This window comes from Burkholderia stabilis, assembly GCF_001742165.1.
Taxonomy (GTDB): Bacteria; Pseudomonadota; Gammaproteobacteria; order Burkholderiales; family Burkholderiaceae; genus Burkholderia; species Burkholderia stabilis.
The window spans coordinates 141,448-167,344 of sequence record NZ_CP016442.1 but is presented as its reverse complement, the minus strand read 5'-3'; the positions used below and the strand labels follow the sequence as shown (position 1 = coordinate 167,344).

Here is a 25,897-nt window from a genome sequence, read left to right as displayed (position 1 = left end):
TTCCCCTGGTGACGGGGCGAAGCCGGATCGCCCGCCTTTTCCAGGTGTTTTAATCCGTGCCAGGGCACAGATTGACATACCCCCTGAAGCTGCTAGATGTGGGGGATCGGCCTAGCACGGCCCTAACGTTCGGGAGGATCCACCCCATGCGCAACACCCTCAAAACCTCGGTCACGTTCGTGGCCCTTGCTGCGTCGGTCAGCCTCACCGCCGGCTGCGCGTCGATCAACGACACGAGCGAATCGCTGGGCCATCACCTCGGCATTTCGAACCAGAGCGGTGCCGCTGCAGCCGGGGGTGCAGCCCTCGGTTGCCTGGGTGGCGCCGCGGTCGGCGGTGTCATCGGCGTGATCACGGGCCATGGCCTGGCCGGCGCCGGGATCGGTTGCGCCGGTGGTGCTGTTTTGCTGGGCGCCGAAAGCTACGCCGCCTCGGTGCAGAAGCAGCTCGACAACGCCCGTGCGGGCGCCAAGGTCCTGCAGGACCAGTTGACCGCGATGAACGCGCAGCAGCAGGCCGTCGTGGCAACCCAGATGGTCCACGACCACGACAAGGACGGGAAGCCGACCAGCAAGGAAATCCCGGCCTGGTACCACACCGACATCGGCCTGCCGCCCGCCGGCATGAAGTCCCACGACCCGCGCGTTGCCGCGCTGATCGGCAAGGCCGGCGAGCTGGCGAGCAAGTCGGACAAGCCGGTGACCATCGGCGTGTACGTGATGGCGCGTGACGCGAACTGGGTCCGCGGGATCCTGGACGCTGCGATCCCGAACAGCAACAAGGCTACGTCGTACGTGGTGCACACCGTGACCTCGCCCGCGAAGGCGAAGCTCGTGCTGACGCCGGTCCCGTCCGTCTGATCGGCCGGACGTCCAGGGCGGCCCGCCGGTCGCCCTGCCCTATTCCAACATCTCTGGAGGAGACAGACGATGGACAAGAAAGCGCTGGAAACCGCGGTCAGCTACGCCTGGGACGACCTCGGCAACGCAGCAGTGCTGGTGGCCATGGCCGCGAAGGACTACGTCGAGGCCGCGCAAAGCACGCTCGATGCGTTCAACGAAGTGCAGCGCCAGCTCACCACGATCTTCATGCAGAACCTGAACCTGGAACAGGCCGGCCAGCTCATGGCCGACCTGCGCAAGCAGCCCGCCGGCCAGATGACCGTTGCGTTCGCGGAAGACACGCAGCTTCAGGCCAAGCTCAAAAGCGCCAACGACGGCAAGCAGGCCTACCGGGATGCCCGACACGCATGGCGCCAGGCGGTCGAAGCCGCTGAAGCCGAAGGGTGCGAGCCGACCGAGCGGTTCAGCCAGCCCGACGAGGTCGTGGACGCTGACCAGGCCATCGAGGCCGAAGCCCAGATCACCGAGCGTCTCAACGCCCTGCGTGCCGAGATCGAAAAGGGTGCCCAGCACGTCGATACGATGGTTCTGAATGCGCAGCAAAGCGCGAGCGTCGCGCATGCCACGGCAGTCCCCCAGTCGGCTCCTGCCGCAGTGGCTGCACCGATCGCTCAGGTTTTGGAACCCGAGCCCCTCGTCGACAGCGGGGATGTGGACGTGGACGCGTTCGCCATGCTCGAAGGGATGACAGGCGACGTCGATGTTGACGTTGCTCCTCCTGAATCCACCGCCCCGGTCGCCCAACCCGCCCAGTCTGTCGTCGAGTCTGTCGTCGAACCTCATGCTGGCGATGGCGAGCCGATGAGGCCCCGTAAGGTGACGATGCCATCGGAGGGTTTGGGAGGTCAGGTGACTCGGGCCGTTGACAGCCTCTCCGAAGCTATGACCCCCTTCGAGGACGGAGACCTCGACCCCGCTGTTGTGCAAGGTCGACTTGCAGTGGCTCAGCCCGCCCTGGATGACCTTCGCGCAAAGCTCGAAGCGTACAGGCTCGAAAGTTCGGCTCCGGATCCCGATGTGATCCAAGGCGTCACCACGTTCATGAACCACGCCGAGTCCATCATCGCTTACTTCCGTGCGCACCTCGACGTCTACGATCTGCAGGCGCGTGCGGCCAAGGAAACGACGGTGATGGCCGAGGCACTTTTGTCGTATCGGCACGCCGAGCTTGCATCGAACTCTACCGATCGTGCTGTGGCTCAGCACATGTACAAGGCCGCGCACGAGCGGTTGGCCCAAATCTACCTGCAGCTTCAAAACAGCGGGCGTGACGGTCCGGCGCTTCAAGAGGTCCTGGCAGGCGTGGCGAAGGCCCTGGACGAGGGCAGCAAGCACCTGGCGATGATGGCCAACCGCTTCAACGCGGCCATGGTTGCGCCTGAAGGTGACGCCCACGACGACGCCTGGAGGGCCCGCCCGAACGGTGTTCGTATGCCCGATGTGAAGCGCTTCATCAAGCCAATCGGGATCGGCGTAGCCGCGGTCGTCGTGATCGTTTCTGGCGTGTGGATTGGCACGAGCGGTTCCGATCCGGTTGCCGTGCCGGCCCCTGCCCCGACGATTCCGGCACCAGCCGTTCCGACGCCTGCCCCAGCACCGGTGGTTGTGCCGCCGCGCGCACCTGCAGCGACGCGCGCACTGGTGCCGGTGCCTGCCTCTGTGCCTGCCTCTGTGCCTGCCCGTGCCCCCGCGGCCGAGCCGGCCGCCCCGCCCGTGGCCCATCGTCTTCCGGTCACGCGTCACGTGAACGGTCGTGCGCTCGAACAGGCCCAAATCAACGCAGCGAACGCCAAGCTGGACTCCTGGGCGAAGGCGAATCTTCAACGGTAAGGTGGTTTCACAAGGGGTGCCACGGCACCCCGAGTTTTAACGTCGGTACGCTTGACAAGCCTGTCGGACCTGCCAGATTGAAGCCGAGCAATGCACCGAACGCCCTCCGGAGGAGACCTTGAGCCTGAAAAACCGACACGTCGCATCCAAGCCCTTTCGCGAGCAGGTCACCCTCACCGACGACGGCATGTTCCCCGACGAGATTTCCTGGCGCAGCAAGGTGTTCGACATCATCGGTCGGGCGGTGTTCGGATCGCCGCAGGCTTTGCGCGTTCGGGAGAGCTTCTATTACGTCGCGGCCGAACGCTCCCAGCGATCTGGTCTGCGCACGAACGTGCGGGAGCAGCTCATCCGTCGGGACATCCGAGTGTGGCTGTCGCGCAGGATGCTGATCGTGGGTGTGCTGGTGGTCGCCGCGAGCTTTGCGCTCACCGACGGTTACACCCAGGCGCTGGCAACGGCGGCGCAGCACTACTTCAACTGACCCACGGGAGGAACCATGATGGACAAGAATGTGGCCACGAAAACGGCCTACACGGGCCTCCTGGGTCGTGCTGGTGATCGGATTCGCAAGAACGCGCAGATGCAATGCGCCGAATATTTCCGGCGTAAGATCCCGATCACCAACGCAGCACCGTTCGACCTGCAAGACATGATGGGCGACACCGCGGTGTCGGGGAGCGGTACGCCACTTGTTCAGCTCCTCAAGGTCGAAGGGGATGACTGCGAGATCGGTTATGGTGGGTCGAGCCTGGCCGAGAGCGCACTGCTCTACGCCCACCCGTTGATCACCGTCGCATCGCAGGCGGCCATGGCCGCTGGCTACATGGGTCTGCCCGGGTTCGTCTTGACCCAAGCCGCGTACGCCGTCGGAACTTTGGCCCTGCTCGGCCGAAACTGGCGCTACATCATCCGCCCGACCGCTCAATACACGTTGGGAATCCTCGCGGTGCAAACCGCCGCCGCCTCGTATTTCCCCGACTTCGCTGGGCCCGTTGTCGCTCTGGGCAATGCCCTGATGTTGGGCCGCCCGTTCCTCGAATCGGTGATCGCCAACCGCTCGGCTAAGGATCGCCTCTTCGAACTCCCGGATACGTACGAGGCGCCGGACGACTCTTCTGCCATGACCATGCGCGTCAAGCAGATCGATGTGGCGGCGGACTTCGCAAGGAACGGCCCGGTCATCGTGCTCGGGACGGCAAACGGTCACTTGAAGTTCAAGGGTGACCCGATGGCCCCGGATGAGGGCATGCCCATGGCCTTGTCCGCCCACGAAGACCTGAGCACGCACATGATGGTGATCGGCGGGACCGGAGGGGGTAAGACCTATCTCATGCTCAGCATGATCCAGCAGTGGCTGGCTTATGGACAGTATCGCAACGGCCGGTTCGAAAACTGCGGCGGGGCGCTCCTGCTCGACGGGAAGGGTTCGCTCCCCGATGACGTGATCAAGACCTTGCGTGCGCAAGGTCTGGACAAGGTCCTGACCATCATCAAGGTCTCGCCGGAAGACGACGGTCAGCCCATGGCGCTGATCGAAGGCATGACGCCCGACCAGGTAACGACTGCCCTCCTGGCGGTCAGCAACGATACCAGCGACATGAAGAGCTTCTGGACCGTCAGTTCGGGGAACTGGTTGCGTCACTCGGCACGCCTGCTGTGGGCCTGCATGCAGATGGAGATGTCGGAGCTGGAAGCCAAGGCTGTGCAGAAGGGTTACAAGAACTATCAGGCATGGTCCGACGACCTGGACCGCCAGATCCAGTCGAAACCGGCAAAGAGCGACGGCACGAGCTGGAAGAACTGGCAAGAGTATGTCGAATGGCGCAAAGAGACCGACCAGGACGTGCCGGAGCCGTTCGCCTCCGCCCAACGCCTCTACTTCTGGCACTTCGCGGCCCTGAACGACTTCGCCATGTCCTACATGGAAGATTCGATGTTCATCAGCGCCACCCCGCCGGTGCCGGATCCCAAGACCGGACAGGTACCGCTGCCGTCGGGCGCCCCGACCCCGCCGGGGGAGCGGGTCTCGTTGGGTGGCTTCGGAATCACCCGGACATGAAGGCGAACAACCCTCGCGGCAAGCTGATCCGAGCCGCGCTGAAGTTTGCGTCCTTCCACCTGCCGAAGCAACGGGCCGAGCTGCGCGCCGACATCCTGGGAACGTTGTCCACCATGTTCGAGCCGATCATGAGCAACGAAAAGCTCATGGACTGGTGCTACATGGAACACGGCTGCGACGTGCTGGCCTGCATGCGCGGGGCCGTCGTGGGGATCTCCTTGCCGGACACGCTCTATGAAGACGCCGGCCGAATCATCACGATGCTCGCCAAAAAGCGCGTGTTCAACGCGGTCAAGATGCGTGGCATCGTCGGGGACTGGAAGACCAAGTGGCCGGATCAGCGCCCGCTGATGTGCGTGGCCGACGAAGCGCAGATCCTGCTGGGCCAGGGTCGCACCGCCGAGGAAAGCGAGCTGCTGTCCATTGCCCGTAGCCTGGGCCTGCGTTGCGTGTTCGCGTCCCAAACGGTCAACGCGTTCAACGACCGTCTGGGTCAGGATGCCTCCAAGGCCTTCCTGGCTAACTTCATGTCGTGGTGCATGATGAAGTCCTCGCCCGAAAGCCACGATTACGCCAACGATCGCCTGCAGAAGCAGCGGGTGTTCGATTACAGCTACTACCTGTCCGGGGCGCTCAAATCGATCCTTTCCAACGATTTTGAACGCGCTCACGGGGAGGCCAAGGCAGCCCTCGGGGTCGGCAAGCGTGAGCTGAATCCGGGCCAGCGTTTGGCGATGCTGAAACGCCTGCGCTACAACCTGAGCCGTCCGACGGACGTCATCCTGACGAGTCACGACCGGGAGCACTTGAAGAACAAGGACGATCGGTCCGGGCGCCTGCCGCGGTCGTTGATGAAGCTCGCGTTGATGTTCTCCGTCGGCGCGGTCACCACCAACCTCTGGGAGGTTGTCCGTGGAACCGCGTCGCTTGCTGCGGGGCTGACCCGTCGTGTCGCCGGTGCCCTGAGCTGGAACTTCATGGGTGGTGCCGTCAAACACGACGACTACCACCCCCCCAGGTTCTTCGTCAAGAACAGGGACCAGGCTGGCCTCCTCGGAACGGACATCGACCTCTTCCCCCAGGGCGATTGGAAGTTCCTGGACCACCAATACTCGGCGATGATCTCCGTCAAGCGTGGCGGCCACCCTCGTCGAGACCTCTGCATGACCTACGGCAAGCTCTCGGTCCAGCAAATCCGTGATTTCGCCCTGCAGCAGGGCATCTCGACGGTGTACGACGAGTTGGAGAAGCGGCAGAAGATCGAACGCGCCGCGAACGACCCCACCAAGGTCGCTGCCTGACCCCATCGACAAGCCCGGAATATATCCGGGCTTGTCCGTGCCCTGGCACGGGTTGACACGACTAAGAATGCTGCTAAGTGTAGACCATGGCCCGACGCGTTGCGTGGGCATCACCGAGGAGGAGACCTCATGCAGAGCACCACCGTTCCCGCCTACGCGTACTGGGCCGGGCACTCCTATTACCCGACGCTCCTCGATCCACAGGGCACGGCCTCCCTTGCGATGCTTGTGCTGGTGTTCGTCCTGGTAGCGTTGGCCTTGCTGAGCTTCCGGTTCTGGATCCATCGGAAACTGCGAACCCTTCTGCAAAACAACCTCGATTACATGGTCCGGACGTGGGACGCCTACCGACTGGCCCGTCGGGAGGGTCGTGAACAGCAGGTCGAATCCCCGAACTTTCAGCCTGGTGACATCCAGCAAACCGAGTGGAAACTGAAGGACTGCCGACGCCATGGCTATTTCTTCATCGCGGGATTTGCCGTGCTCGGACTCTTCGCCACCGTCCTCCTGGCCACGATGGCGATGTCCTGGGGCCACTGGTGGATCGAGGGCGGTTACGAGTGCAGCGCTCTGGGCCCGGGCGCGGTCGTGTACGACCAGCTCGACCCGGAAGGGCTCCAAACCGACCAGCTCGACCACCGCATGAACCTGTGCGCACCAGGGATCTTCACGCAAGGCGCGCAGTTCTTCGCCCACCCGAAGCAAGCCATCCATGAGGCCCTGTACTGATATGCAACTCGATCCTCGTATCCAGCAGGGCGCTGCCCTCCTCGCCGGCCTGTGCGTGCTGTTCGCCGCCACCGTCGGTGTGACCAAGTTCCTGCACCGGCACGCCGGGCCCGCGCCCCTCACGCCGGAGCAGGTCGTCGCCCAGGAGGTGGCGGTCAACCCGGCGCTGGTGTCCCGTGATGCGTGCATCCGTCTGGCCATCCTGCCGCTGCCGGCGTCGATGCAGGACCCGAACCGTAACCCGCTGCCCACCAAGGCCGAGGCGCAAGCCCATCCGGACCAAGACCTGCGCCAGTGGCTGTCGCTGTTCAACCCGCCGCTGGCCAACATGCCGATGACCCACGACCAGCTCGTGATGGCGGTGATGGACACCCTGCCGGAGGTCCAGCGCCGCCGTGATGCCGCGAAGGAACGGATCCCGGCCCAGATGCGCCAGATCGCGGTCTACAAGGGCATCTGCGCGAAGAACTGGCCCGCGAAGGATCGCCTCGCCGCCGCGCTGTTCAGCCTGCACCGCGGCGCACTGCGCGCGGCGAGCCACGTGATCCGCTGACCCAGCCCTCGACCAGGAGACCACCACCCGATTCACCTTGTTGTTCAACCCCGGGCCGCGCCCTGCGGCCCACGCACACCGGAGGAGACCACCGTGCACCCGCTGACCGTTCCGTTCTACATCGCCCACCCGCTGCTCGCCTGCCTGTTCGAGGCCCTCGTCCTGCTGGCGAGCGTCGCCCTCGTCCTGGGCGGTGCGTACCTCGGCTTCGTCCTGGGCGCGCGTCGCCACGCCTCGCACGCGCTGCCCATCGAGCTGGACCACGAGGTGCAGCCCACCTGGATCCGCCCGGCCCGTCCGGCGTTCACGCAGGCCGAAGCCGGTGCCCGGCTGCGCGCCACGATCGCCTCGTTCAACGCCAACCGGACCGGCACGCTCGCCTGAGCATCGCCACCACCACCTGATCTGGGGGCCTCACGGCCCCCTTCGCGTTGCTGACGCCCCTGTGCCCTGGCACGTCGATTCGCCGCCACCACGGGCCGAAGGCACCCGCCCCCTGCTTTTTGCCCGGGTTTCGACGCGCCCGCGCACGACCCCTGCAAATAAATCCTGGAATCGCCCCTTTTACGGGGCTATAGCTATTGACCGACCGATAGACCCTGCTAGGTTGAGAGTAGGAGGTTCGCAAATCCACACCTGACCGAGAGCACCATGCACCACCTGAACCCGCTCAACGTTCGCACCCGTGGTTGTGCCCTGGCACGGGCTAATCACCTCACGACCCGCAGCGGTTGCCACCCCTGCACCACCACCCCGACCCTTACCCATACCCCATCATGAACGACCTGATTGTCATCCCCACCCCCGAGAGCCTGCCCGCTCCTGTCCCGGCCACCGTGGCTGCTGTGCCCGCCCGTGTTCGCCGGAGCGACGAGATCGACCGCTCCATCGCCCACTACCGCAAGCTGGTGGCCACCGGTGTTCGGGTCGACGTGCCCGGCAGCACGCCGGTCACCGCGCTGACCCTGTTCACCAGCGGCAAGGCCATCCACATCGCCCACGTGCCCACCTTCATCCGGGCCGAGGCCGACACGATCGGGGTGTCCCCCAAGGTCCTCGCCGCCGTGGTGACCGCTGCCCTGAAGCGCCGCAGCGAGGCCGACGCGGCCAGCCTGGCCATGGCGACCGAGAGCAAGGCCGCCTACGACCCGGTGAGCTACGCCTACGACGCCGAGGACGGCGTGGTGAAGGCCTACGACAGCCGGACGATGGACCGCATCGACGGCAACCCGTCGTGGTCCGCCGGCTTCGGCCTGAAAGCCTGAGCACGACACCCCCAGGAGACCGCATGGCCTACGAGCCCCGTCCGATCCTCCCGACCACGCCTGGCCCTGCGCCTATCCCGGAGCGGTCCCACCGCGGCTACGTGTACGTGCTCTCGAACCCGTCCATGCCTGGGCAGGTGAAGATCGGTCGCACCGAGCGCAACCCCATCACCCGCCGTGACGAGCTGTCGCGCGCCACCGGGGTGCCCACGCCCTTCGTGCTGGAAAGCTGGGAGCTGTTCGCCGACTGCTGGAAGGCCGAAAAGGACGTGCACCGTGAGCTGCAGCGCCTGGGGCAACGCGTGTCCAACGACCGCGAGTTCTTCTGGGTCAGCGTGTCCCAAGCCAACGCGGTGTTGAAGCGCCTGGCCGCCCTCGAACACGGTGTCGATCCCGGTGCCCCGCCGAGCCGTCAGGCCCGGGCCGCTTCCGACGACCAGGTGGATCGCGGTGTGAAGCTCCTCTTCGGTCTGGACGGCCAGATGCGGGACGCCCGCCAGGCCCTCTCGAACTTCGAGCAAGCCGCCGCCCTCGGGTCCGCCCGTGGCCGCTACTACGCCGGCCGGGCCGCCCACGTGCTGGCCAACGATGCACGCCCGAAGGATCGCCCGGAGCTGGACCACCGCGCCCAGCACCACTACCAGACGGCCATGGCCCATCCTACCGACCCGTCCCGGGTGGCCGCCGCCGGATGGTCGGCCAAGCTCTTTTGGCAACGCCAGCAGTACGGGGCCGGGGAGAAAGCCTGGAACACCTTCCTGGAGCGCGCCGCGCAGCTCGACCAGCCGTCGAACGACGTGCTGACCCTGCTGCTGGACCAGATCGAGTTCAGCGTGAAGCACCGCAAGCTGTGGCGCTGCGCCGCGGTCGAGAAGCACCGCGATGCCCTGCTGGCCGCGGCCAAGCCGTCCTTCCACACCCTGGCCATCGTCGCGCTGCGCCGCGTTGGTCAGCCCTGGTGGCGCTGGCCCCTGTTCGTCGCCGTTGACGTGTTCCGCTGGAGCCCCGTCGCGCTCACCGGCCTGGCCCTCACCGCCGCGCTCTACGCCGCCCTGGACGGGTGGTGGTGGGTCCTCGCCCTGCTGGCCACGGTGGTCGCCGGCTGGTTCGAGCACCGCCCGAAGCGAACCAGCGACGACGGCACGCCGGGCCGCTACCCGCGCCGGTCGAACCGTTCCAACTCAAACCGTACGTCCGGTTACCAGCGTGGGGGCCAACGCTCCACGTACCGGCGCCGCTGAATCACAACCACCAGGAGGAGACGATGGAAACGGATCACAACGATGTGCTGGACTGCGAGGAGGGGCGCTACCCCTACCCGGACGCGTGCGTGAAGCTGGTGATGGGTCTGGAACCGAACCCTCGTGCCGCCATCCCGCGCATGGCCGCCATGGTCATCGTCAGCACGCTGGACGAACGGGCCGAGAGCATGTTCGAGACGTACACCGGACTTGCTCGCCACACCGTCTCGTCGCTGCTGGATGTGCGGCAGCAGGTGCAGCAGCTCCGGGACCTGGACGCCCAGCGCGAGGACGGCTGGCTCCTGCGCAAACTGCGCTCGCCCTACATGATCACCTACCGTGGGCCCATGGGTGTGCTGCAGCGCCGGTTCGTGCTGGCCCGGTCCGCCGCCCACGCCTACCGCCAGGAGGTCCCCGAGCCCTACGTGGGTTCGGTGATCGCGTTGAGCGATCTCGACAAGGTCCTGGCCCGGATGGAGCGCGCCAAGATCGGGGAGGATCGGGTCCCGTATGCCTGGAACTACGGGGCAGGGGGCGACTGGAAGCGCCATGTCGCTGAACGGGTCGCCAACTGGACTCCGGAGGAGCGAGCAAAGGCTGACGAGATGATCCGGAACCACCGCCACTTCTTCCCTATGCAGGAAACGGTCGAGGAACGCGATCCCCAGACGCCCCTCGGCGAGTGACCTCATCCGTGCCAGGGCACGGGCTTGACGTGCCCCGGAATGCTGCTAAGTGTTGACCATCGCCCACCCACCCGGTGGGCACCACCCAGGGAGGAACCTTCATGCTCTACATCGTCGCCATCATCGTCGCGCTCGTCGTTCTCGTCGCGGTGTTCCGGAACACCCCCAGCTCGCTGTTCGGCGGCCAGAGCCTGGCCCAGCGCTTCAAGCAGAACCTCGATGCTGAGCGGGCCAAGCGCCCCCAGCGCTGAGCGACCCACCGCCACCATGTGCAAACGGGGCCGATGGCCCCGTTTCCCATTCCCCGCTCCGCCCTTGGGTCACTGCCAGCGGGCGCCGTCCATCTCCCGCTTGGCCGCGAGCACCCGCGCCAGGTGGTGCTGCTGGTGGTGATTGAACGCGGCCTCGCTGGCCAGGGCCTCGATCGCCGAGCGCACGTCCTGCGTGAAAAAGATGTCCTCGAACGCCATCAGCTCGCCGTCGAACACGTCGGCGACGATCTGCCGCTTCAACGCCTGCCAGGCCGGCCCGTCGTCGATGGAGGTGCGCAGCGCGTCCAGGCGCCCGTGGCGGGTGTACATCGTCCACCAGCTCTCGTCCGCCTGCTCCGTCGCCGGGATCGCGTGGTGCCGGCCGTTGAGCGTGACGCCCACCGTCACCGTCATCGCCGGGTACACCGCGTCGAGCCCCTCCACCACCACCGGCTCCTCCACCTGCTCGACCACCAGGCTGTTCAGAATGGCCGCCTGCGTCGCCCGCTGCTGTTCGGTCAGGTAGCTCATCGCACGCTCCCCAGGATCCGGTCGATGTCCACGCGCAACTGGGCCAGCCGTTGCGCCTGGTGGGGCTGCGTGCCGGGCGCCGCCTCGTTGAAGGCCACCCACCACCGCACCTCGGGGTGGTCCGACAGCACCGTCACGAGCAGCTCGTTCAGGCTCTGGTGGTGGCGACGGGCCACCGCCGTCGCTGCGTCGTGCAGCACCGGCGTCATGCGAAGCGTGGCGGTCCGTCGAGGGGTCTTGCAGGTGGTGGTCATCGGGTCCTCCGGTTCTGGGTGGTGGGCGGCCTACTCAACGTAGCAGGTCGATTCGGGTCGGCAAGATCGGGGGTACCCCCGGATCAGCAGAGCTTCCCCGTCAGGAACCCGGACGCCTGCTGCCAGCGCTTGTCCGGGTAGTACGAGAAGAGGTACGCCCCCTTCTTCAAGGTGTTGATCATCGGGACGATCACCCCCCGCTGGACCGCCGCGCAGCCCTCGGATTGCGACACGTGGCCCGTGGCCGCGCGCTCGTCGTTCACGTAGTCCGTGCCGTGCAACCAGATCCCGCGCTCCACCGCGTGGTCGTTGATGCCCTTCTCCAGCCCCACCATGCTCATGGCCGGGCCGAACTGGCTCTTGAACGGACTGCCCAGCTCGAACAGGCCCAGGCTGGACTGCTCGCTGTCCGGCTGGTTCGAGAACGACCGGGCGTAGAGCCCTGCGCCGGATCCGCGCCCGTGCAGGACGTACTCGTTCCAGAGGAGCGTGCCGTTGCGCAGGTCGAAGACCCAGAGCCGGCGCGCGGTGCTGGGCAGGGAGTAGTCGATCACCACCAGGCGGTCCTTGTCCCCGTAGTGCTTCGCCGCGCATTCCATCGCCCGCATGGCCAGGTGCAGCGCGTCCGGGTTGATCGTGGGCGCCGCCGCGAGGAGCTGCTCCTCCGTGACGCGGAACGTCGAGGGCTGCACGATCACCGGGGCCACCCCCATCCGCGTGGGCCAGAACGAGCCCACCAGGCGCTCCGGCATCCGGGTGAAGCGCGTGAGCCGCGGTGACGCGTCGAACGCCGGGGCCGGGTCGTCGAAGGACGCCGGCACGTCGACCAGGGACGCGGGTTGGGGAATCGCGGGAACCACGAAGTCGACCGGCTCTGGGGTGTGCCCTGGCACGGCCTTGAGCGAACTGGGGCAAAGCGCGAACGCAGCAAGGCAGGTCGCGGTGAGCACCACCAGGCGGTGGGCGATGGGTTTGAACGTCGGGTACAAGGTCTCCTCCGAGAACGTGTGGTGATCGCCTCCTTGTCGTGTTGTTGGCGACGGTGGGTAGTGGGCCCCTGAGCGGGGGCCCGTGGTGGTTCAGCGCGGGCTGAACCGTGAACGGGGACGGTAAGCCTCCACCCCGTTGTTCTGGTCGAACGCGACGGCGCTGGGCCGGATCACGCTCGGTTCGATGCGGTCCTCCACCCGACGCACGTCCAGGCGGTCGCCCAGGCTGCGCCGGTTGGGCACGTTGATGCCGGCCGAGGGGGTGCGGATCTCCGCGTCCCGCCCGTTGGCGTCGATGCGAGGACCACGGCTGGCCCGCACGTCCGCCATGCTGAACTTGCGGCGTCCGCCGTCGATGCGCTGGCCTTCGACGTCCAGGGCCTTCGGCTCGCTGGTCAGCACGTCGCGCGGCACGATCGTCACGCCGTCCGCTTCCAGCTTGCGAACCCGCACCAGCTTCGCGCTGGCCCAGGCCTGCCGCTGCTGGAGCTGACGGATCTGCTCCGCCTGCATCGCGATCGCGCGGTTCTGCATCTGGACGGTGAGCATCACCAGGATCGCCTCGAGCATGTCGAGCAGCGCCTCGATCGGCTTGCCGATCATCGCCTTCAGCTCCTCGTCGGGTTCGATCGAGAAGTCGTACAGGCCTTCTGGGGTGTATCCGTTGCGGGTGGTCATCGGGGTCTCCTGGTGCGCATCGCTGGCGCGTTGTCCTCTACCTTCAACCTAGCAGGACGTACAGGCCGGTCAAGCCTCTTGGACGTGCTTTTCCACCCCGTCCGACGAACGGTTAACCCGTGCCATAGCACGCTCAAAATATTTTCCCAAGTCGCTTGACTCGCCGTTTTAACCCGTTAGGTACAGAGGTGTCGGGCCCGGAGAGGAGGCCCCTGGATCGTCAAGGGAGGAGAACCGTGACGCGTAAGACCAAGTACCGCCTGAAACAGCTTGGGGCCGTGGCCCTGGCCATGATCACCGGGCTGGAAGCCCTGCCCGCCTTCGCCCAGAGCGATGCGGAACGCAACGTGAGCGACAGCACCGGTCAGCCGCAGGCCGCGGTGGTGAGCTACGTGCAGGACCCGGTTCCCCAGACGCCAACCCTCTACCCGAGCGTGTCGTTCCAGCCGCTGGGCTCGAAGGACTTCCACCTCTACGTGGACCTGAACCTCCACGCGTATCACTTCGACCGCCAGGCCAAGAAGGAATACAACTTCAACGAGAACAACTGGGGCGGTGGCCTGGAATACACCAACGACGTGATCGGCGTGATGGCCGGCTACTACCGGAACAGCGACTGGGACCCGAGCTGGTACGTGCTCGGCCGCTACACCCCTGTGCAGCTCGACATCACGTCGAAGGACCGGGTGAACGTCGGAATCGTGGGCGGCGCTCTCAGCGGCTACAAGAAGACCACGATGGTGCCGGGTTTCACCTACACGCCCATTCTGAACGCCCTGGGTGCTACGTGGGTCAAGACGCCGACCTCGGTGCCACGCCAGGAGCCCCGTGGGTTCATGCCGGCTGCCGGCCTGATCGTGTCCTACGAGCACGACCACAAGTGGGGCGTGAATGTCATCGCCGTGCCCAACGTCAAGAGCGCCGGCATCTACGGCTTCCTGGGCTTCCAGGCCCGCGTCGCCATCCCGTCGTCCTGGTTCTGATCAACCGATCGCTGCACCCCGTTTCACCCGCTGTCCGTCGTTCCAACCACCAACCTTGAGGAGACCTATACATGATGTTTGCATCTTCCCATCCCATCCTTCGCCGGACGTCCCTGGCGGTGGCTGCGCTGACGCTGTTCGCGTCGATGTCGGCCACCGCCCAGGTCGTGCAAGGCACCGGGGCCACCGCTGACTCGACGTCGGTGGCGTTGGGCAACAACTCGAACGCCGCGAACTCCAGCGTCGCCGAGGGGCCCAACAGCACCGCCACCGGCATTTTCAGCGCCGCCGTGGGCGCCAACTCACAAGCCACCGCTCAGAACAGCTCCGCGTTCGGCTACCAGTCGAACGCCTCCGCCACCGGTGCCACCGCGATCGGTACCGGCTCCGCCGCCAGTGGGGTGAACGGGTTCGCCGGCGGAAGCGGTGCCAGCGCCTCGGGCTCCAACTCGGTCTCGATCGGGACCAACGCCATCGGTGCCGCGGACTACTCCATCTCGTTCGGCGAGGGTGCCAACGTCGCCGCCGCGTCCACCAATGGCATCGCCATGGGCGAGTCGGCGGGCGTCTTCGCGGTGGGCGGGATCTCCATCGGTACGTCGGCCGCGGTGTACGGTATCTACGGGATCGCCAACGGGGCGAACGCACGCTCCACCGGCGCGTACAGCGTGGCCCTGGGCTACGGGTCCAACGCGTCGCAGGACAACAGCGTGGCCCTGGGCAACGGGTCCACGACCTACAGTGTGAACGGCACCTCGGGGATGACGATCCGAGGCACGGGCTACACCTTCGCAGCCGCGACGCCGACCGGCACCGTCAGCGTCGGGACCGTGGGCGGTGAGCGCACGATCACCAACGTGGCCGCCGGCCAGGTGAACGCCAACAGCACCGACGCGGTGAACGGCTCGCAGCTCTACGCCGCCACCCAGGCGATCGAAGCGCTGACCAGCGGGACCAGCCTGGTGGCCCAGCCGAGCGGTACCAGCGGCACCATCACGGTGGGCGCATCGACCGGTGGCACGACCGTGGACCTCACCGGGACCAGCGGTGCGCGCACCCTCACGGGCGTGGCCGCCGGCAGCGTGTCCGCCACCAGCACCGACGCGGTGAACGGTTCGCAGCTCAACGCGACGAACCAGACCGTGTCGTCGCTGAGCACCCAGGTGTCGACCAACACCACCAACATCGCGTCGAACACGTCGTCGATCAACGCGATCAACTCGGGCCTGAGCAACGGCACCGTGGGCCTCGTGCAGCAGACCTTCGGCTCGCCGGGCAACGGTTCGATCACGGTGGGCGCGTCGACCGGCGGGACCTCGGTGGACTTCACCGGGACCAGCGGTGCGCGCACCCTCACCGGGGTGGCCGCCGGCACGGGCAGCACCGACGCGGTGAACGTGGGTCAGCTCACCGCCGCGCTGGCCAACGTGACCAGCGCCACCTCCAACGCGGTGTCGTACGACAGCTCCGCGAAGACCAGCGTGACGCTGGGCGGGGTCGGGGCCACCACGCCGGTGATCTTCACCAACGTGGCACCCGGTGCGCTCACCGCCACCAGCACGAACGCGGTCAACGGTTCGCAGCTCTTCGCGACCAACCAGGCCGTGTCCTCGCTGGGCACCCGGGTCACCGCGCTGGAAGCTGCCGAAGGGACGTCCTCGGGGGTGTCCGCCGCCTACGTGCAGCAGCAGGTCGCTGCGGCCGTGTCCTCGGCGAACACCTACACCGACCAGCAGTCCGCTGCTGCGGTGACGTCGGCCAACGGGTACACCGACCAGGCGATCGCCAAGATCCCGACCACCGGTTCCGGTTCGGGTGATGCGACGACGGTCCTGCAGTCCGCGAACACCTACACGGACCAGCAGACCGCCCAGACCCTGTCGCAGTCGAAGACCTACACCGACCAGCAGGCCGCTCAGACGCTGTCCCAGTCGAAGAGCTACACCGATCAGCAGGTCGGCGCCCTCTCGAACAGCGTGGACCAGCGGTTCGACGCGGTGAACCGGGGGATGAACGACCTGAGCAACCGCATCGACGGTGTGGGGGCCATGTCCGCTGCGGCTGCGTCCGCGATGTACAACCCGGACAGCGCCCACGACACCCAGGCGGCCATCGGGGTGGCGAACTTCCGCGGCCAGTTCGGCTACTCCCTGAAGGTGTTCCACCGGTTCGGCCCGAACACCGTGGTCAACCTCAACGTCGGGGGCGCCACCGGTGCGGCCGGCGTCGCGGTCGGCGGTGGGGTCAACATCGGGTTCTGACCCACGCTCCGACGTCGATCACAACGCCCACTTCGGTGGGCGTTTGTCCGTGCCAGGGCACGGGTTGACAGCCCTGGCAATGCTGCTAGATGTGGACCACGGACGCCCGCCCCGTCGCGCGGGCATCACTCGGGAGGAGACCCTTTCATGCTCAAAACGACCATCACCGCCGCACTGCTCGCCGCTTCGCTGGTCAGCGGGGCCGCGATCGCTGCACCCCAGCCGTACACCCTGCTGAACGATCTGAAGACGCCGCAGCAACTGACCGCCGACGGTCAGGCCTCGGTCGAGGGCTACAGTTTCCTCCCCACCGACGGTTATAGCTTCCTCACCACCGGCTTCGTGCACGGCCTGGTGCTGGGTGAAGCGCTGCCGGCCCGCTGCTCGAAGAGCACCACGCCCGAGCAGCTTCCCTGCTCCATCCCCGTGCCGGGCGCGTCGAACCTCCACGTGATCGCCGGGCTGCACCCGGACGCCAACGACGGCGCGTACGAAACCAGCGCCCTGGCGGTGACCGGTCTGGGCAACACGATCGTGGGGATCGGTCAGCCCCTGGGCGCCACCGACGAAGCGGTGTCCGCCACCGCGAAGGACCTGCTGTTCTTCCTGGGCTCGCCCAGCGAAGCGAGCGCGAATCAGGCGACCTTCGACAAGACGACCTACGCCGTGACCATCGTGCGCGGCGAGGGCCCGACGGGTCCCTTCGCGAACGTGTGGGCGTATCAGAAGGCCGCGTTCCCGGTCACGAAGGTGCCGTACGTGGCGGGCACCTCGCCGATCGCCAACCTGCTGCGCTGGAAGCAGGAGGTCTTCATCGCCCCCTGAGCCGTGCCCACGGGCAGGCGCCGGATGTGAAAACGCCCCGAGTTCGGGGCGTTTGTCGTTGAAGCATCCAGGGGTTTTCGGGGTTCGGGTTTCAGAAGGTTTTGCGCCCCGGTCCCGGTGGCAGGGGTTCGCCCCGCTCGTCGTCCAGCGCGTCGAACTCCGAGCGCAGGACCGCGTCGTCCTGCCGGACCTGGCTCAGGCGCATGGCCTCGCCCAGCACGCCGATGTACGCGTCGTGGAACGGGGTGCGCTCCCGCAGGTTGCGCCACGGTCGGTCCATGGCCTCGGGCATGGGGAGCCAGGTCACCTCGATCTCGGGATCCACCAGCCGCTCCTCAAAGACCTCGATGGGTCCCGTCAGGGCGTGGCCCACCAGGTCGCCCGACCCCACCTTGGTGAACCAAGGTTGATCGTCCAGCAGGTCCGCCAGGGTGGTGAAGGACAGCGCGCGACGGTCCCGGGCGATCGCCTCCCGCGGGTTGCGGACCTTGTGGCTGTCCCGCCATTGCCGCAGGTCCTTCATCAGGTAGGTGATGCCGGGCCGACGCCCGTTGGGCTTCGCCCCAAACACCTCCGCCCGGGGCATGTCCTGCGTGTACTCGGGACCGTTGCCCTCCGTGCGCATGCGGTCCAGGGTGCGTTCGGAGCAGCAGAGGAACAAGGCCGCGATCTCCTTGTTCACGCTCACCTCGTCGTCGAGCTTCGCGATCGTGTTGTGCCGCCGGATCGCCACCTCAACGTCGGGCTGGTCCAGCAGGTCGATGGTGATGGTGCTCATGCTGCTTCGTCGTCCTCGTCGTCCTGATCGTCCCCGTCGACCCCATCGTCCTCGGCATCGGGATCCGGGTCCTTGCCGTAGCGCACCTCGATGCCGGGCCGGGGCTTCGGCCATTTTAGCGGTTCCGGCTCCCAGTGCTGCATCGGCGTGACCTCCGGGGACGTCGCGATGAGCATGTTGAACAACGGTGGGTAGGTCGACAGGATGGCCTGTTCCACCGTTTGCATCGCCTCACGTTTGCGCTCGGCGTCCGGCTCGGTGTAGCGCGTGGTCACGTCCGACAGGTGCTGGGTGTTTTGCAGGCTCCGGGCCACGTTGGGGGTCACCGCGTCCTCCTTCTCGATGCGTTGATCGCTCTGCGACCGTGCGTTCGTGAAGTGATTCAGCAACCGTTTCGTGGTCTGCTCGCTGAAATGCAACGCGTCGGTGACCCCACCGAACGTGCGCCGGAGGTCGTGCATGCCGACCGTCGGGGCCGGGATCTGGAACCGGGTGCCGTCCGGGTCGGTTTTGATCACCCAACGGACCAGCCCCGCGTCGCGGCAGATGTACGAGCGCAGCGACTTGCTGTCCTTGTAGTGGGGGGTCTTGCGCAGGCGCGACTCGGACCGGGGCGGGAACACCCACCGCTTGCGGGAGTCCCGACGGAACGTGTCCAGGTCCGCCTTCGCTTCCTCGTCGCGGATCGCCCGCCGCTCCTCCAGAATCCGACGCGCCGCCCTGCAAATAGGCACGGTGTGATCAAGCCGATTTTTAGTGTCCCGCATCAGTACGTAGCCGGCGTCCAGGTCGACGAACGACACGTGATCGATCTCCTCGGGCGTGATCTGGTCCAGCCACATGAGGTCGGAGCATTCCTGGCTGCGGCACCCCCAGAGGGTCGCCAGCAGCAGGTAATCGCACCCGGTGCGGTTTTCCTTGCGCCGGTTGTAGATCGCCTGAAGCCAGGGGCCCAAGGTCTGCTGCAAGGTCAGCGGGCGACGGCGGCCCACCTTCTTGTAATGGTTCTCCAACTCCTGGCGGGTGCGGTAGCGCGTGCGCAGGATGTTGAACGGGTTGTACAGCATCACCGGCCGTTCCGCGCGACGGTGCGCCAGACGCGCCTCGCGCTCGATGGCGAAGGACGTGGCCGTGCTGGCCCAGCGGAAGGTCTGCTCCGCGGTCGTCGGGGCCTTCACGTTGATCGCGTCGAACGCTTCGATCACTTCCTCGTCCAACAGGTCGTTCACCCGCCGGCTCGGCCAAAGATTGACCAGTTTACGTACCGCCTTGTCGTATGATCGCAGGGACGACGCCTTCGCCGGCCGCTTTCGGTGCACGAGTTCGTGCCTGTAAGCGTCCAGCACCTGATCCAACGACAGATCCCGTTCGTCCCGGTCCCGCTTGTCGGGCCCTGGTGCTCGACCCGTTTCCTCGATCTGGTCGAGCATCTCCTGGGCTTTTTTGCGCGCCTGTTGAACCGTCATCTCCGTGACCTTTCCAACGGTCGCGCGAATCACGGCTCCAGGCCCGCTCGCTCGGACCCGGCGCTGAACGATGTACGACGCGTTGCCGGCGGTCACCCGGATCGCAAACCCGGTGGGACCGTCCGTGCAGGTGATCAGGTACGACTTGCGTTCTGGGTTGGGCGGCCACTTCTCGGGTGGCAGTCCTTCCACCGGCAAAACGCCGATGTGGCAATGAGCCGCGACGGTCGCGGTGATGTGCAGTTTCATAGGGTGCTTTGCCCCGAAGTAATCACGGTTTTGGGCTGTATTCACGGGTTTGAGCCGTTGCCTGTATTCTATGACGTACGAATACGCCCGACATACATTTTACTGGCTGCTGTTGTCGAGAAACGACCAGCGCCCAGATTGAACAGATCGCCTGAAAGGCTTACGCAGCATGGATTTGAACGATTCGACCGAAACGGAAAGCCCGCCCGGCAAGGGGGTAAAAACCCATACCCCGTATATGCAGCAGTACCTGCGCATCAAGGCCGACCATCCCGACACGCTCGTTTTCTACCGGATGGGCGACTTCTACGAGTTGTTCTTCGAGGATGCCGAAAAGGCCGCACGCCTGCTCGACCTGACCCTTGTATCTTTGAAGTGCGTGTCCGGCAGTGCCGTCACGCCCGGACCTGTCAGGGTTCGGGGTTGGCCGCAGCATGTAGCCCGTCATCCCTCGGTGCCCATGGAGCCCGTGCGTGAGTCTTGGGCGCATGCATGCGCCCGATCTCTGAAAGCCCGAACAGTTGCGTGAACGCCGTTCGCATTTGCAAGGAAGGGACGCAGGGATCATGGCCAATCAAATTGCAGTCGGTATCGACATCTCCAAGAAGACCATGGATGTAGCCATGGGGCACGAGCAGCCTACGGCCATATTCAGCAACGATGGTGCCGGGCATCAAGCGTTGATCGAAGAGCTGAAAAACCATCAGGTCTCGCTGATCGTGATGGAGGCGACCGGACAGTACCAACTGGCCTGCGCCTGCGCACTTCAAGCTGCGGGATTCGCTGTCGTCGTCATCAACCCTCGGCAGGCACGGGACTTCGCCAAGGCCATGGGGCGCCTAGTCAAGACCGACAGCGTGGATGCCCGCATGCTGGCTGAGCTGGCCCAGGTGCTGAATCTGCGGCCGGATCGAGACCGCTTCATCAAGCCGATGCCAGACCAGGCGCAGCAATACCTTCATGCACTGGTGCTTCGACGCCGGCAACTGGTGCGCCTTCTGGTCAGTGAGCGCCAGCGCAAGCACATGGCGCATGCCGAGGTGGTGCAGGACATTGTGGAACTGATGGATGTGCTGTCGAGACAGCTTGAAGCGCTGGATCGGAGGATTGCGGAACACTTGGCGTACCATCAGCCCGATCTGGCCGCCTTGCTCAAGAGCGTCAAAGGGGTTGGTCCGGCAACGGCTGCGACGCTGATGTCCGAGCTGCCAGAGCTTGGCCGGCTCAAGGCCAGGCAGATCTCTGCGCTGGTAGGCGTCGCTCCGATGAACCGGGACTCGGGCCAGGCCCGCGGCAAACGCTTCATCTGCGGCGGACGTGCCGCGGTCAGGAGCGCTTTGTACATGGCCGCCATCGTCGCCATGCGTCACAACGCCGTGATACGGCGTTGCTATGAGCGTCTGCTGGCGGCAGGCAAGCCGAAGAAGGTGGCCATCGTGGCCTGCATGCGCAAGCTGCTGATTATCCTGAATGCCATGGTCAAAAGCGGGCGGCCATGGAATGACCAGCTTGCACAGGCCTGAAATTGCTGGAGAGTGTCCCCATGTCCGGCCGGCCGCTGCGCCGGCGAATGGGCTTCAGATACCCATCGCCATGACCCAGCCCGCCAGCCCGGCCAGCAGCACCACGAGCGCTGGCGGCACGCGTCCCACCGTCAGCAGCCCGAACGAGAGCAGCGCCAGCCCAAAATCCGCCTTGCCGTGGATGGCACTCGTCCATACCGGGTCATAGAGGGCGGACACCAGAATGCCGACCACGCCGGCGTTGATGCCGGCCATGGCCGTCTGGATGCCCGCGCGGTGGCGCAATCCTTCCCAAAATGGCAGTGCGCCGACCAGCACGAAGAAGGCCGGGAGGAAGATGGTGCCCAGGAGTGCCAGCCCGCCGATCCAGCCATGCAGCGGGCCGTGAGCAACCGCGCCGAGGTAGGCCGAGAACGTGAACAGCGGCCCCGGCACGGCCTGCGCCGCGCCGTAGCCGGCCAGGAAGTCGGCGTTGCTCACGACGCCGCTCGGCACCACGGCGGCCTGCAGCAGCGGCAGCACGACGTGCCCACCACCGAAGACCAATGCACCGGAGCGATACACCCCTTCCAGCAGCGCTATCGTGAACGAGTCCGTGGCTGCGGCCCACAGGGGCAGCCCAACGAGTGGGGCGGCAAACAGCAGCAGTGCCACGACGCCCAGCTTGCGCGAAACCGGGTAGCTATGGGCATGGCCGCCGCCAGGCTGTGCGATCTTCAAGCCCCACCAGCCCAGCAATCCCGCCACCGTGATGGCGGCGATCTGCCCCATCGCCGAGGGAAGAATGATGGTCAGCAGCGCCGCCAGAATGGCCAGGGCGGCGCGCGACCGGTCCGGGCACAACGACCGGGCCATGCCCCAGACTGCCTGGGCCACGATGGCCACGGCCACCACCTTGAGCCCATGGACCCAGCCGGACTGGGCCAGCCCCTGGTACTCGGCGATGCCAAAGGCGAACAGGATCAGCGCAATCGCCGATGGCAAGGTGAATCCGGCCCAGGCCGCCAGCAGCCCCAGCCAGCCCGCGCGGCCCAGCCCCAGCGCCATGCCCACCTGGCTGCTGGCCGGGCCGGGCAGGAGCTGGCACAGGGCGACCAGGTCGGAGTAGCTGCGGTCATCCAGCCAGCGGCGGCGCTCGACAAACTCCGAGCGGAAATAGCCCAGGTGCGCGATCGGCCCGCCGAAGGAGGTCAGCCCCAGCTTGAGAAAGGCGCCGAAGACTTCGACGGGTGAGCCGCGCGCGGCTGCGGACTCATGCTGCAAGGTGTTGGTTGAATCTGTCATTTGTGCATCGCCTCCCCGGTGAACTCCCGGATGCGTTCCTTGGCCAGTGCCAAGCCTTCCTTGCCCTTGGGCGTGATCGTGTAGAGCTTGCGCACGGTGCGCCCTTCACGCTCCTGGCGGGAGACGAGGTAGCCGTCGCGCTCCATCTTGTGCAACATCGGGTACAGCGTTCCGGGAGAGAGGCGGTAGCCGTGGTGGGCCAGCTCGTCGATCATCCATTGCCCGTAGATCTCCTGCTCGGCCGCGTGGTGCAGCACATGCAGGCGGATCAGTCCCGACAGCAAGTCGTGGTGCTCCATAGCGCGCGGTGTCGATTGTTCTTTCATATCGAATATCGATAACGAAATTCGATAATATCAGCTTCAGATCACCCGACTGCGCACGCAGAGGTATTTAGACCTTGCGACCCTCAGCATCCACCACGGCCTCACCATCCTCTTTGTTGAACGCGCCGCGCTGCGGCTGCGGCAAGATGTCCAGCACGGCCTCCGATGGCCGGCACAGGCGCGTGCCCAGCGGCGTGACCACGATGGGCCGGTTGATGAGGACGGGGTGCTGGAGCATGAAGTCGATCAACTGCACGTCGCTCCACTGCGGGTCATCCAGGCCCAGCTCGGCATAGGGCGTGCCTTTCTCGCGCAGCACGGCGCGCGCCGATACGCCCATCGCGGCGATCAGTGCCGTCAGCGTCGCCCGGTCGGGCGGCGTCTTCAGGTACTCGATGACCGTGGGCTCCTCGCCGCTGTTGCGGATCAGGGCCAGCACGTTGCGCGACGTGCCGCAGGCGGGGTTGTGGTAGATGGTGATGTTGCTCATGGTGGCTTGCCTGGGTTAGCGGGAGGGAGGGTTCGGGCCGCATTCGTACCAGCCGCGCGAGCGGTTGACCACGCGCACGACCAGCAGCATCACGGGTACCTCGATCAGCACGCCGACCACGGTGGCCAGCGCCGCGCCGGACTGGAAGCCGAACAGGCTGATGGCGGCGGCCACCGCCAATTCGAAGAAATTGGAAGCGCCGATCAGTGCCGACGGGCAGGCGATGCGGTGCTGCTCGCCCACCTGGCGGTTGAGCCAGTAGGCCAGCCCCGAGTTGAACAGCACCTGGATCAGGATGGGCACGGCCAGCATGGCGATCACCAGCGGTTGGCGCAGGATGGCCTCGCCCTGGAAGGCGAACAGCAGCACCAGCGTGAGCAGCAGCGCGGCCATGGACAGCGGGCCGATGCGGGCCAGCGCGGCATCGAAGGCGGCCTGGCCCTGGCGCAGCAGCGCGCGGCGCCAGAGTTGCGCGAGGATGACCGGGATCACGATGTAGAGCAGCACCGACACCATCAGCGTGCTCCAGGGCACGCTGATGGACGACAGGCCCAGCAGCAGGCCGACGATGGGCGCAAAGGCGAAGACCATGATGGTGTCGTTCAGCGCCACCTGCGACAGCGTGAACGCCGGGTCGCCGCCGGTCAGCCGGCTCCAGACGAAGACCATGGCCGTGCAGGGCGCGGCGGCCAGCAGGATCAGGCCGGCAACATAGCTGTCGAGCTGGTCGGCCGGCAGCCACTGGGCGAAGATCTGGCGCACGAAGATCCAGGCCAGCAGCGCCATCGAAAACGGCTTGACGGCCCAGTTGATGAACAGCGTCACGCCAATGCCGCGCCAATGCTGCCTGACCTGGCCCAGCGCACCGAAGTCCACCTTGAGCAGCATGGGAATGACCATGACCCAGATCAACAGGCCCACCGGCAGGTTGACCTGCGCGACCTCGAGGCGGCCGATGGCCTGGAACACGCCGGGTGCGAACTGGCCCAGGGCCACGCCCAGCACGATGCACAGGAACACCCACAGCGTCAGGTAGCGCTCGAAGAGGCTCATGGGCTGCGGCGCTTGTTCAGGCCGCAGCGCTTCAGGGATTGCATTCATTGCCCCGGCCTCACTTCGTACCGATATTGCGCAGCTCATGCTGCAACGACATGGCGTCCAGCCGCTGCAGCGGCAGCGACAGGAACAGCTCGATGCGTCGGCGCAGCGTCAGCGCCGCATCCGTGAATGCCTTGCGCTTCTGCTCATCGGTGCCTTTGACGGCTGCGGGGTCAGGAACGCCCCAATGCGCCGACATTGGCCGTCCCGGCCACACCGGGCAGACCTCGCCGGCGGCGTTGTCGCAGACCGTGAATATGAAATCCAGCTCCGGTGCACCGGGCGCCGCGAACTCATCCCAGTTCTTGCTGCGGTAGCCAGCGGTCGGCATGTGCAGCCGCTCCAGCGTGGCGAGCGCCAGTGGGTGGACTTCGCCCTTGGGGTGGCTGCCCGCCGAGTAGGCGCGAAAGCGCCCCTGGCCCAATTCATTGAGGATGCCTTCGGCCAGGATGGAGCGAGCCGAGTTACCCGTGCAGATGAACAGGGCGCTGTAGATCTTGTCGGTGGTCATGGGTATCTCACATCAGCAGCAGGAGGAGGCCGGCTTCACCGCAACGCCCATCGGCTTGCCGCGCACCGGGGTACAGCACGCTGCGGCGGAAGTCGCTGCAGGCGCCGCTTCGTTAAAGACCGGAATATTGCCCAGCGTGTGAAAGTGCTCCCAGGCCACGCCCTGCGGGTCGGTGATCCAGTGCTTCTCGCTGCGCGCGTAGCAGCAGGTCGTGGTGCCCTCGTCCAGCAGCGTCATGTCGGCCGCCTCGGCGCGGGCCTTCAGCACCGCCAATTCCTCGGCATCGTCGGTCTGGATACCCAGGTGGTCAATGCCCGGCTTGTTGCCACGTGTGGAGATGGCGAAGTTGACCGGCGGGTCTTCGAGCATCCATTTGGCGTAGTCGCTTTTGACGCGCGCGGGCTGCGCGGCGAACAGTTGGGAATAGAAGCCGATGCTGCGGTTCAGGTCATCGACGTGCAGGTGGACGTGGAAGCGCTTCATGGGGAGATCCTTTCAGCAGGAGGTACAGGCAGAGGAGGAATCACTGACCTCGCACGTGCTGCCTTGGCAGCAGTGCTCGGTCAGGTAGCCGAGCAGCCCATTCATCTGGCTGAAGTCGGCGCGGTAGATCAGGTTGCGGCCTTGCTGTTCGATGGTGACGAGGCCAGCATGAGCCAGTTCCTTCAGGTGGAAGGACAGCGCGTTGCGGGCCACGTCGAGCTGATCGGCCAGAACGCTGGGCGTGAGCCCTTCGGGGCCGGCGACGACTAGGGATCGGAACACGCGCAGGCGCTGGGCATGGGCCAGGGCACCGAGGGCGGAAACGGCTTGGGCTTCATTCATTATTCA

General features: G+C 66.0%; 29 protein-coding genes and 1 pseudogene. 17 read left to right on the top strand and 13 right to left on the bottom strand.

All coding sequences use genetic code 11. The annotated features are described in order from the left end of the window. Positions 1 to 146 precede the first annotated feature (146 nt). From BBJ41_RS00740 to BBJ41_RS40145, 12 genes are all read left to right on the top strand, one after another. Complete coding sequence (locus BBJ41_RS00740) at positions 147 to 860, top strand: hypothetical protein (protein WP_227893494.1); 714 nt, start codon at positions 147 to 149, stop codon at positions 858 to 860. Positions 861 to 929: 69 nt separating this feature from the next. Continuing rightward, positions 930 to 2,732 (top strand): hypothetical protein, encoded by a 1,803-nt coding sequence (locus BBJ41_RS00735; RefSeq protein WP_069744881.1) that lies wholly within the window; start codon positions 930 to 932, stop codon positions 2,730 to 2,732. Positions 2,733 to 2,850: 118 nt separating this feature from the next. Next, positions 2,851 to 3,216, top strand: coding sequence for a hypothetical protein (locus BBJ41_RS00730; protein WP_069744880.1), 366 nt, complete (start codon positions 2,851 to 2,853; stop codon positions 3,214 to 3,216). Between the two features lie 15 nt (positions 3,217 to 3,231). After that, complete coding sequence (locus tag BBJ41_RS00725) at positions 3,232 to 4,794, top strand: DUF87 domain-containing protein (protein WP_069744879.1); 1,563 nt, start codon at positions 3,232 to 3,234, stop codon at positions 4,792 to 4,794. Continuing rightward, the gene (locus BBJ41_RS00720) at positions 4,791 to 6,095 is read left to right on the top strand and encodes a type IV secretory system conjugative DNA transfer family protein (RefSeq protein WP_069744878.1); all 1,305 of its coding nucleotides are present in this window, start codon (positions 4,791 to 4,793) and stop codon (positions 6,093 to 6,095) included. Before BBJ41_RS00725 ends, BBJ41_RS00720 begins: the two co-directional genes overlap by 4 nt. A 129-nt stretch (positions 6,096 to 6,224) precedes the next feature. Beyond that, a complete protein-coding gene (locus BBJ41_RS00715) occupies positions 6,225 to 6,824 on the top strand; it encodes a hypothetical protein (protein WP_069744877.1) in 600 nt (199 codons plus the stop codon). Position 6,825: 1 nt separating this feature from the next. Continuing rightward, positions 6,826 to 7,377, top strand: coding sequence for a hypothetical protein (locus BBJ41_RS00710; protein ID WP_069744876.1), 552 nt, complete (start codon positions 6,826 to 6,828; stop codon positions 7,375 to 7,377). A gap of 93 nt (positions 7,378 to 7,470) precedes the next feature. Next, the gene (locus BBJ41_RS00705; protein ID WP_069744875.1) at positions 7,471 to 7,761 is read left to right on the top strand and encodes a hypothetical protein; all 291 of its coding nucleotides are present in this window, start codon (positions 7,471 to 7,473) and stop codon (positions 7,759 to 7,761) included. 392 nt (positions 7,762 to 8,153) lie between these two features. Continuing rightward, positions 8,154 to 8,642: a hypothetical protein gene (locus BBJ41_RS00700; protein WP_069744874.1), complete on the top strand. Its 489-nt coding sequence runs from the start codon at positions 8,154 to 8,156 to the stop codon at positions 8,640 to 8,642. Between the two features lie 23 nt (positions 8,643 to 8,665). Further along, a complete protein-coding gene (locus tag BBJ41_RS00695; RefSeq protein WP_156814710.1) occupies positions 8,666 to 9,883 on the top strand; it encodes a GIY-YIG nuclease family protein in 1,218 nt (405 codons plus the stop codon). Between the two features lie 23 nt (positions 9,884 to 9,906). Further along, positions 9,907 to 10,569 (top strand): hypothetical protein, encoded by a 663-nt coding sequence (locus tag BBJ41_RS00690; protein ID WP_069744872.1) that lies wholly within the window; start codon positions 9,907 to 9,909, stop codon positions 10,567 to 10,569. A gap of 101 nt (positions 10,570 to 10,670) precedes the next feature. Then, positions 10,671 to 10,820, top strand: a complete 150-nt coding sequence (locus BBJ41_RS40145; RefSeq protein ID WP_156814709.1) for a hypothetical protein — start codon at positions 10,671 to 10,673, stop codon at positions 10,818 to 10,820. 69 nt (positions 10,821 to 10,889) lie between these two features. Here BBJ41_RS40145 and BBJ41_RS00685 read toward each other — a convergent pair whose 3' ends face one another. The 4 genes from BBJ41_RS00685 to BBJ41_RS00670 form a co-directional block, all read right to left on the bottom strand. Continuing rightward, positions 10,890 to 11,351, bottom strand: coding sequence for a hypothetical protein (locus BBJ41_RS00685; RefSeq protein WP_069744871.1), 462 nt, complete (start codon positions 11,349 to 11,351; stop codon positions 10,890 to 10,892). Continuing rightward, a complete protein-coding gene (locus BBJ41_RS00680) occupies positions 11,348 to 11,605 on the bottom strand; it encodes a toxin-antitoxin system HicB family antitoxin (RefSeq protein ID WP_008650047.1) in 258 nt (85 codons plus the stop codon). The genes BBJ41_RS00685 and BBJ41_RS00680 overlap by 4 nt, the downstream gene beginning before the upstream one ends. Before the next feature lie 83 nt (positions 11,606 to 11,688). Then, on the bottom strand, positions 11,689 to 12,594 hold the full coding sequence (locus BBJ41_RS00675; protein WP_069744870.1) for a murein L,D-transpeptidase catalytic domain family protein: 906 nt from the start codon (positions 12,592 to 12,594) through the stop codon (positions 11,689 to 11,691). 90 nt (positions 12,595 to 12,684) lie between these two features. Continuing rightward, positions 12,685 to 13,272: a hypothetical protein gene (locus BBJ41_RS00670; protein ID WP_069744869.1), complete on the bottom strand. Its 588-nt coding sequence runs from the start codon at positions 13,270 to 13,272 to the stop codon at positions 12,685 to 12,687. Positions 13,273 to 13,508: 236 nt separating this feature from the next. Here BBJ41_RS00670 and BBJ41_RS00665 point away from each other — a divergent pair, with 236 nt between their 5' ends. The 3 genes from BBJ41_RS00665 (at position 13,509) to BBJ41_RS00655 (ending at position 17,341) form a co-directional block, all read left to right on the top strand. Further along, on the top strand, positions 13,509 to 14,255 hold the full coding sequence (locus BBJ41_RS00665; protein ID WP_069744868.1) for a hypothetical protein: 747 nt from the start codon (positions 13,509 to 13,511) through the stop codon (positions 14,253 to 14,255). A 71-nt stretch (positions 14,256 to 14,326) separates the two neighbouring features. Next, on the top strand, positions 14,327 to 16,516 hold the full coding sequence (locus BBJ41_RS00660; protein WP_069744867.1) for a beta strand repeat-containing protein: 2,190 nt from the start codon (positions 14,327 to 14,329) through the stop codon (positions 16,514 to 16,516). A gap of 147 nt (positions 16,517 to 16,663) precedes the next feature. Then, positions 16,664 to 17,341, top strand: a complete 678-nt coding sequence (locus tag BBJ41_RS00655; protein ID WP_069744866.1) for a hypothetical protein — start codon at positions 16,664 to 16,666, stop codon at positions 17,339 to 17,341. Between the two features lie 91 nt (positions 17,342 to 17,432). On the opposite strand, the gene BBJ41_RS00650 is transcribed toward BBJ41_RS00655, so the two are convergent. Together BBJ41_RS00650 and BBJ41_RS00645 are read right to left on the bottom strand one after the other, a co-directional pair. Then, on the bottom strand, positions 17,433 to 18,119 hold the full coding sequence (locus BBJ41_RS00650) for a hypothetical protein (protein ID WP_069744865.1): 687 nt from the start codon (positions 18,117 to 18,119) through the stop codon (positions 17,433 to 17,435). Beyond that, the gene (locus tag BBJ41_RS00645; RefSeq protein WP_069744864.1) at positions 18,116 to 19,834 is read right to left on the bottom strand and encodes a tyrosine-type recombinase/integrase; all 1,719 of its coding nucleotides are present in this window, start codon (positions 19,832 to 19,834) and stop codon (positions 18,116 to 18,118) included. The genes BBJ41_RS00650 and BBJ41_RS00645 overlap by 4 nt, the downstream gene beginning before the upstream one ends. A 169-nt stretch (positions 19,835 to 20,003) precedes the next feature. On the opposite strand from BBJ41_RS00645, the pseudogene BBJ41_RS00640 reads away from it, so the two are divergent. Both BBJ41_RS00640 and BBJ41_RS00635 read left to right on the top strand, forming a co-directional pair. After that, positions 20,004 to 20,202 (top strand): annotated as a pseudogene (locus BBJ41_RS00640) (MutS N-terminal domain-containing protein); the annotation flags it as partial. A 198-nt stretch (positions 20,203 to 20,400) separates the two neighbouring features. Further along, positions 20,401 to 21,357 (top strand): IS110 family transposase, encoded by a 957-nt coding sequence (locus BBJ41_RS00635; RefSeq protein ID WP_027457584.1) that lies wholly within the window; start codon positions 20,401 to 20,403, stop codon positions 21,355 to 21,357. A gap of 54 nt (positions 21,358 to 21,411) precedes the next feature. Here the strand turns inward: BBJ41_RS00635 and chrA are convergent, their stop codons facing one another. From chrA to BBJ41_RS00600, 7 genes are all read right to left on the bottom strand, one after another. Continuing rightward, positions 21,412 to 22,641 carry a chromate efflux transporter gene (gene chrA / locus BBJ41_RS00630; RefSeq protein ID WP_049405859.1) on the bottom strand — a complete coding sequence of 410 codons (1,230 nt, stop codon included), beginning with the start codon at positions 22,639 to 22,641 and terminating at the stop codon, positions 21,412 to 21,414. Beyond that, a complete protein-coding gene (locus BBJ41_RS00625) occupies positions 22,638 to 22,967 on the bottom strand; it encodes a PadR family transcriptional regulator (RefSeq protein WP_223277441.1) in 330 nt (109 codons plus the stop codon). The genes chrA and BBJ41_RS00625 overlap by 4 nt, the downstream gene beginning before the upstream one ends. Before the next feature lie 67 nt (positions 22,968 to 23,034). Beyond that, positions 23,035 to 23,457 carry an arsenate reductase (glutaredoxin) gene (gene arsC / locus BBJ41_RS00620; protein ID WP_027457581.1) on the bottom strand — a complete coding sequence of 141 codons (423 nt, stop codon included), beginning with the start codon at positions 23,455 to 23,457 and terminating at the stop codon, positions 23,035 to 23,037. Positions 23,458 to 23,472: 15 nt separating this feature from the next. After that, positions 23,473 to 24,558, bottom strand: coding sequence for an ACR3 family arsenite efflux transporter (gene arsB, locus BBJ41_RS00615; RefSeq protein WP_069744862.1), 1,086 nt, complete (start codon positions 24,556 to 24,558; stop codon positions 23,473 to 23,475). Between the two features lie 10 nt (positions 24,559 to 24,568). Further along, a complete protein-coding gene (locus BBJ41_RS00610; RefSeq protein ID WP_027457579.1) occupies positions 24,569 to 25,066 on the bottom strand; it encodes an arsenate reductase ArsC in 498 nt (165 codons plus the stop codon). Between the two features lie 12 nt (positions 25,067 to 25,078). Continuing rightward, the gene (locus BBJ41_RS00605) at positions 25,079 to 25,549 is read right to left on the bottom strand and encodes an ArsI/CadI family heavy metal resistance metalloenzyme (RefSeq protein WP_069744861.1); all 471 of its coding nucleotides are present in this window, start codon (positions 25,547 to 25,549) and stop codon (positions 25,079 to 25,081) included. A gap of 12 nt (positions 25,550 to 25,561) precedes the next feature. Next, positions 25,562 to 25,891, bottom strand: a complete 330-nt coding sequence (locus BBJ41_RS00600; RefSeq protein ID WP_027457577.1) for an ArsR/SmtB family transcription factor — start codon at positions 25,889 to 25,891, stop codon at positions 25,562 to 25,564. Between the last annotated feature and the right edge of the window lie 6 nt (positions 25,892 to 25,897).

Bases quoted from the DNA above. Each gene is read 5' to 3' on its own strand.
- chrA (WP_049405859.1), bottom strand. From the start codon at position 22,641: ATGACAGATTCAACCAACACCTTGCAGCATGAGTCCGCAGCCGCGCGC.
- arsC (WP_027457581.1), bottom strand. From the start codon at position 23,457: ATGAGCAACATCACCATCTACCACAACCCCGCCTGCGGCACGTCGCGC.
- BBJ41_RS00690 (WP_069744872.1), top strand. From the start codon at position 9,907: ATGGAAACGGATCACAACGATGTGCTGGACTGCGAGGAGGGGCGCTAC.
- BBJ41_RS00635 (WP_027457584.1), top strand. From the start codon at position 20,401: ATGGCCAATCAAATTGCAGTCGGTATCGACATCTCCAAGAAGACCATG.
- BBJ41_RS00700 (WP_069744874.1), top strand. From the start codon at position 8,154: ATGAACGACCTGATTGTCATCCCCACCCCCGAGAGCCTGCCCGCTCCT.
- BBJ41_RS00735 (WP_069744881.1), top strand. From the start codon at position 930: ATGGACAAGAAAGCGCTGGAAACCGCGGTCAGCTACGCCTGGGACGAC.
- BBJ41_RS00725 (WP_069744879.1), top strand. From the start codon at position 3,232: ATGATGGACAAGAATGTGGCCACGAAAACGGCCTACACGGGCCTCCTG.
- BBJ41_RS00660 (WP_069744867.1), top strand. From the start codon at position 14,327: ATGATGTTTGCATCTTCCCATCCCATCCTTCGCCGGACGTCCCTGGCG.
- BBJ41_RS00740 (WP_227893494.1), top strand. From the start codon at position 147: ATGCGCAACACCCTCAAAACCTCGGTCACGTTCGTGGCCCTTGCTGCG.
- BBJ41_RS00655 (WP_069744866.1), top strand. From the start codon at position 16,664: ATGCTCAAAACGACCATCACCGCCGCACTGCTCGCCGCTTCGCTGGTC.
- BBJ41_RS00680 (WP_008650047.1), bottom strand. From the start codon at position 11,605: ATGACCACCACCTGCAAGACCCCTCGACGGACCGCCACGCTTCGCATG.
- BBJ41_RS00650 (WP_069744865.1), bottom strand. From the start codon at position 18,119: ATGAGCACCATCACCATCGACCTGCTGGACCAGCCCGACGTTGAGGTG.
- arsB (WP_069744862.1), bottom strand. From the start codon at position 24,558: ATGAATGCAATCCCTGAAGCGCTGCGGCCTGAACAAGCGCCGCAGCCC.
- BBJ41_RS00600 (WP_027457577.1), bottom strand. From the start codon at position 25,891: ATGAATGAAGCCCAAGCCGTTTCCGCCCTCGGTGCCCTGGCCCATGCC.
- BBJ41_RS00720 (WP_069744878.1), top strand. From the start codon at position 4,791: ATGAAGGCGAACAACCCTCGCGGCAAGCTGATCCGAGCCGCGCTGAAG.
- BBJ41_RS00610 (WP_027457579.1), bottom strand. From the start codon at position 25,066: ATGACCACCGACAAGATCTACAGCGCCCTGTTCATCTGCACGGGTAAC.
- BBJ41_RS00715 (WP_069744877.1), top strand. From the start codon at position 6,225: ATGCAGAGCACCACCGTTCCCGCCTACGCGTACTGGGCCGGGCACTCC.
- BBJ41_RS00645 (WP_069744864.1), bottom strand. From the start codon at position 19,834: ATGAAACTGCACATCACCGCGACCGTCGCGGCTCATTGCCACATCGGC.
- BBJ41_RS40145 (WP_156814709.1), top strand. From the start codon at position 10,671: ATGCTCTACATCGTCGCCATCATCGTCGCGCTCGTCGTTCTCGTCGCG.
- BBJ41_RS00695 (WP_156814710.1), top strand. From the start codon at position 8,666: ATGGCCTACGAGCCCCGTCCGATCCTCCCGACCACGCCTGGCCCTGCG.
- BBJ41_RS00685 (WP_069744871.1), bottom strand. From the start codon at position 11,351: ATGAGCTACCTGACCGAACAGCAGCGGGCGACGCAGGCGGCCATTCTG.
- BBJ41_RS00670 (WP_069744869.1), bottom strand. From the start codon at position 13,272: ATGACCACCCGCAACGGATACACCCCAGAAGGCCTGTACGACTTCTCG.
- BBJ41_RS00710 (WP_069744876.1), top strand. From the start codon at position 6,826: ATGCAACTCGATCCTCGTATCCAGCAGGGCGCTGCCCTCCTCGCCGGC.
- BBJ41_RS00605 (WP_069744861.1), bottom strand. From the start codon at position 25,549: ATGAAGCGCTTCCACGTCCACCTGCACGTCGATGACCTGAACCGCAGC.
- BBJ41_RS00625 (WP_223277441.1), bottom strand. From the start codon at position 22,967: ATGAAAGAACAATCGACACCGCGCGCTATGGAGCACCACGACTTGCTG.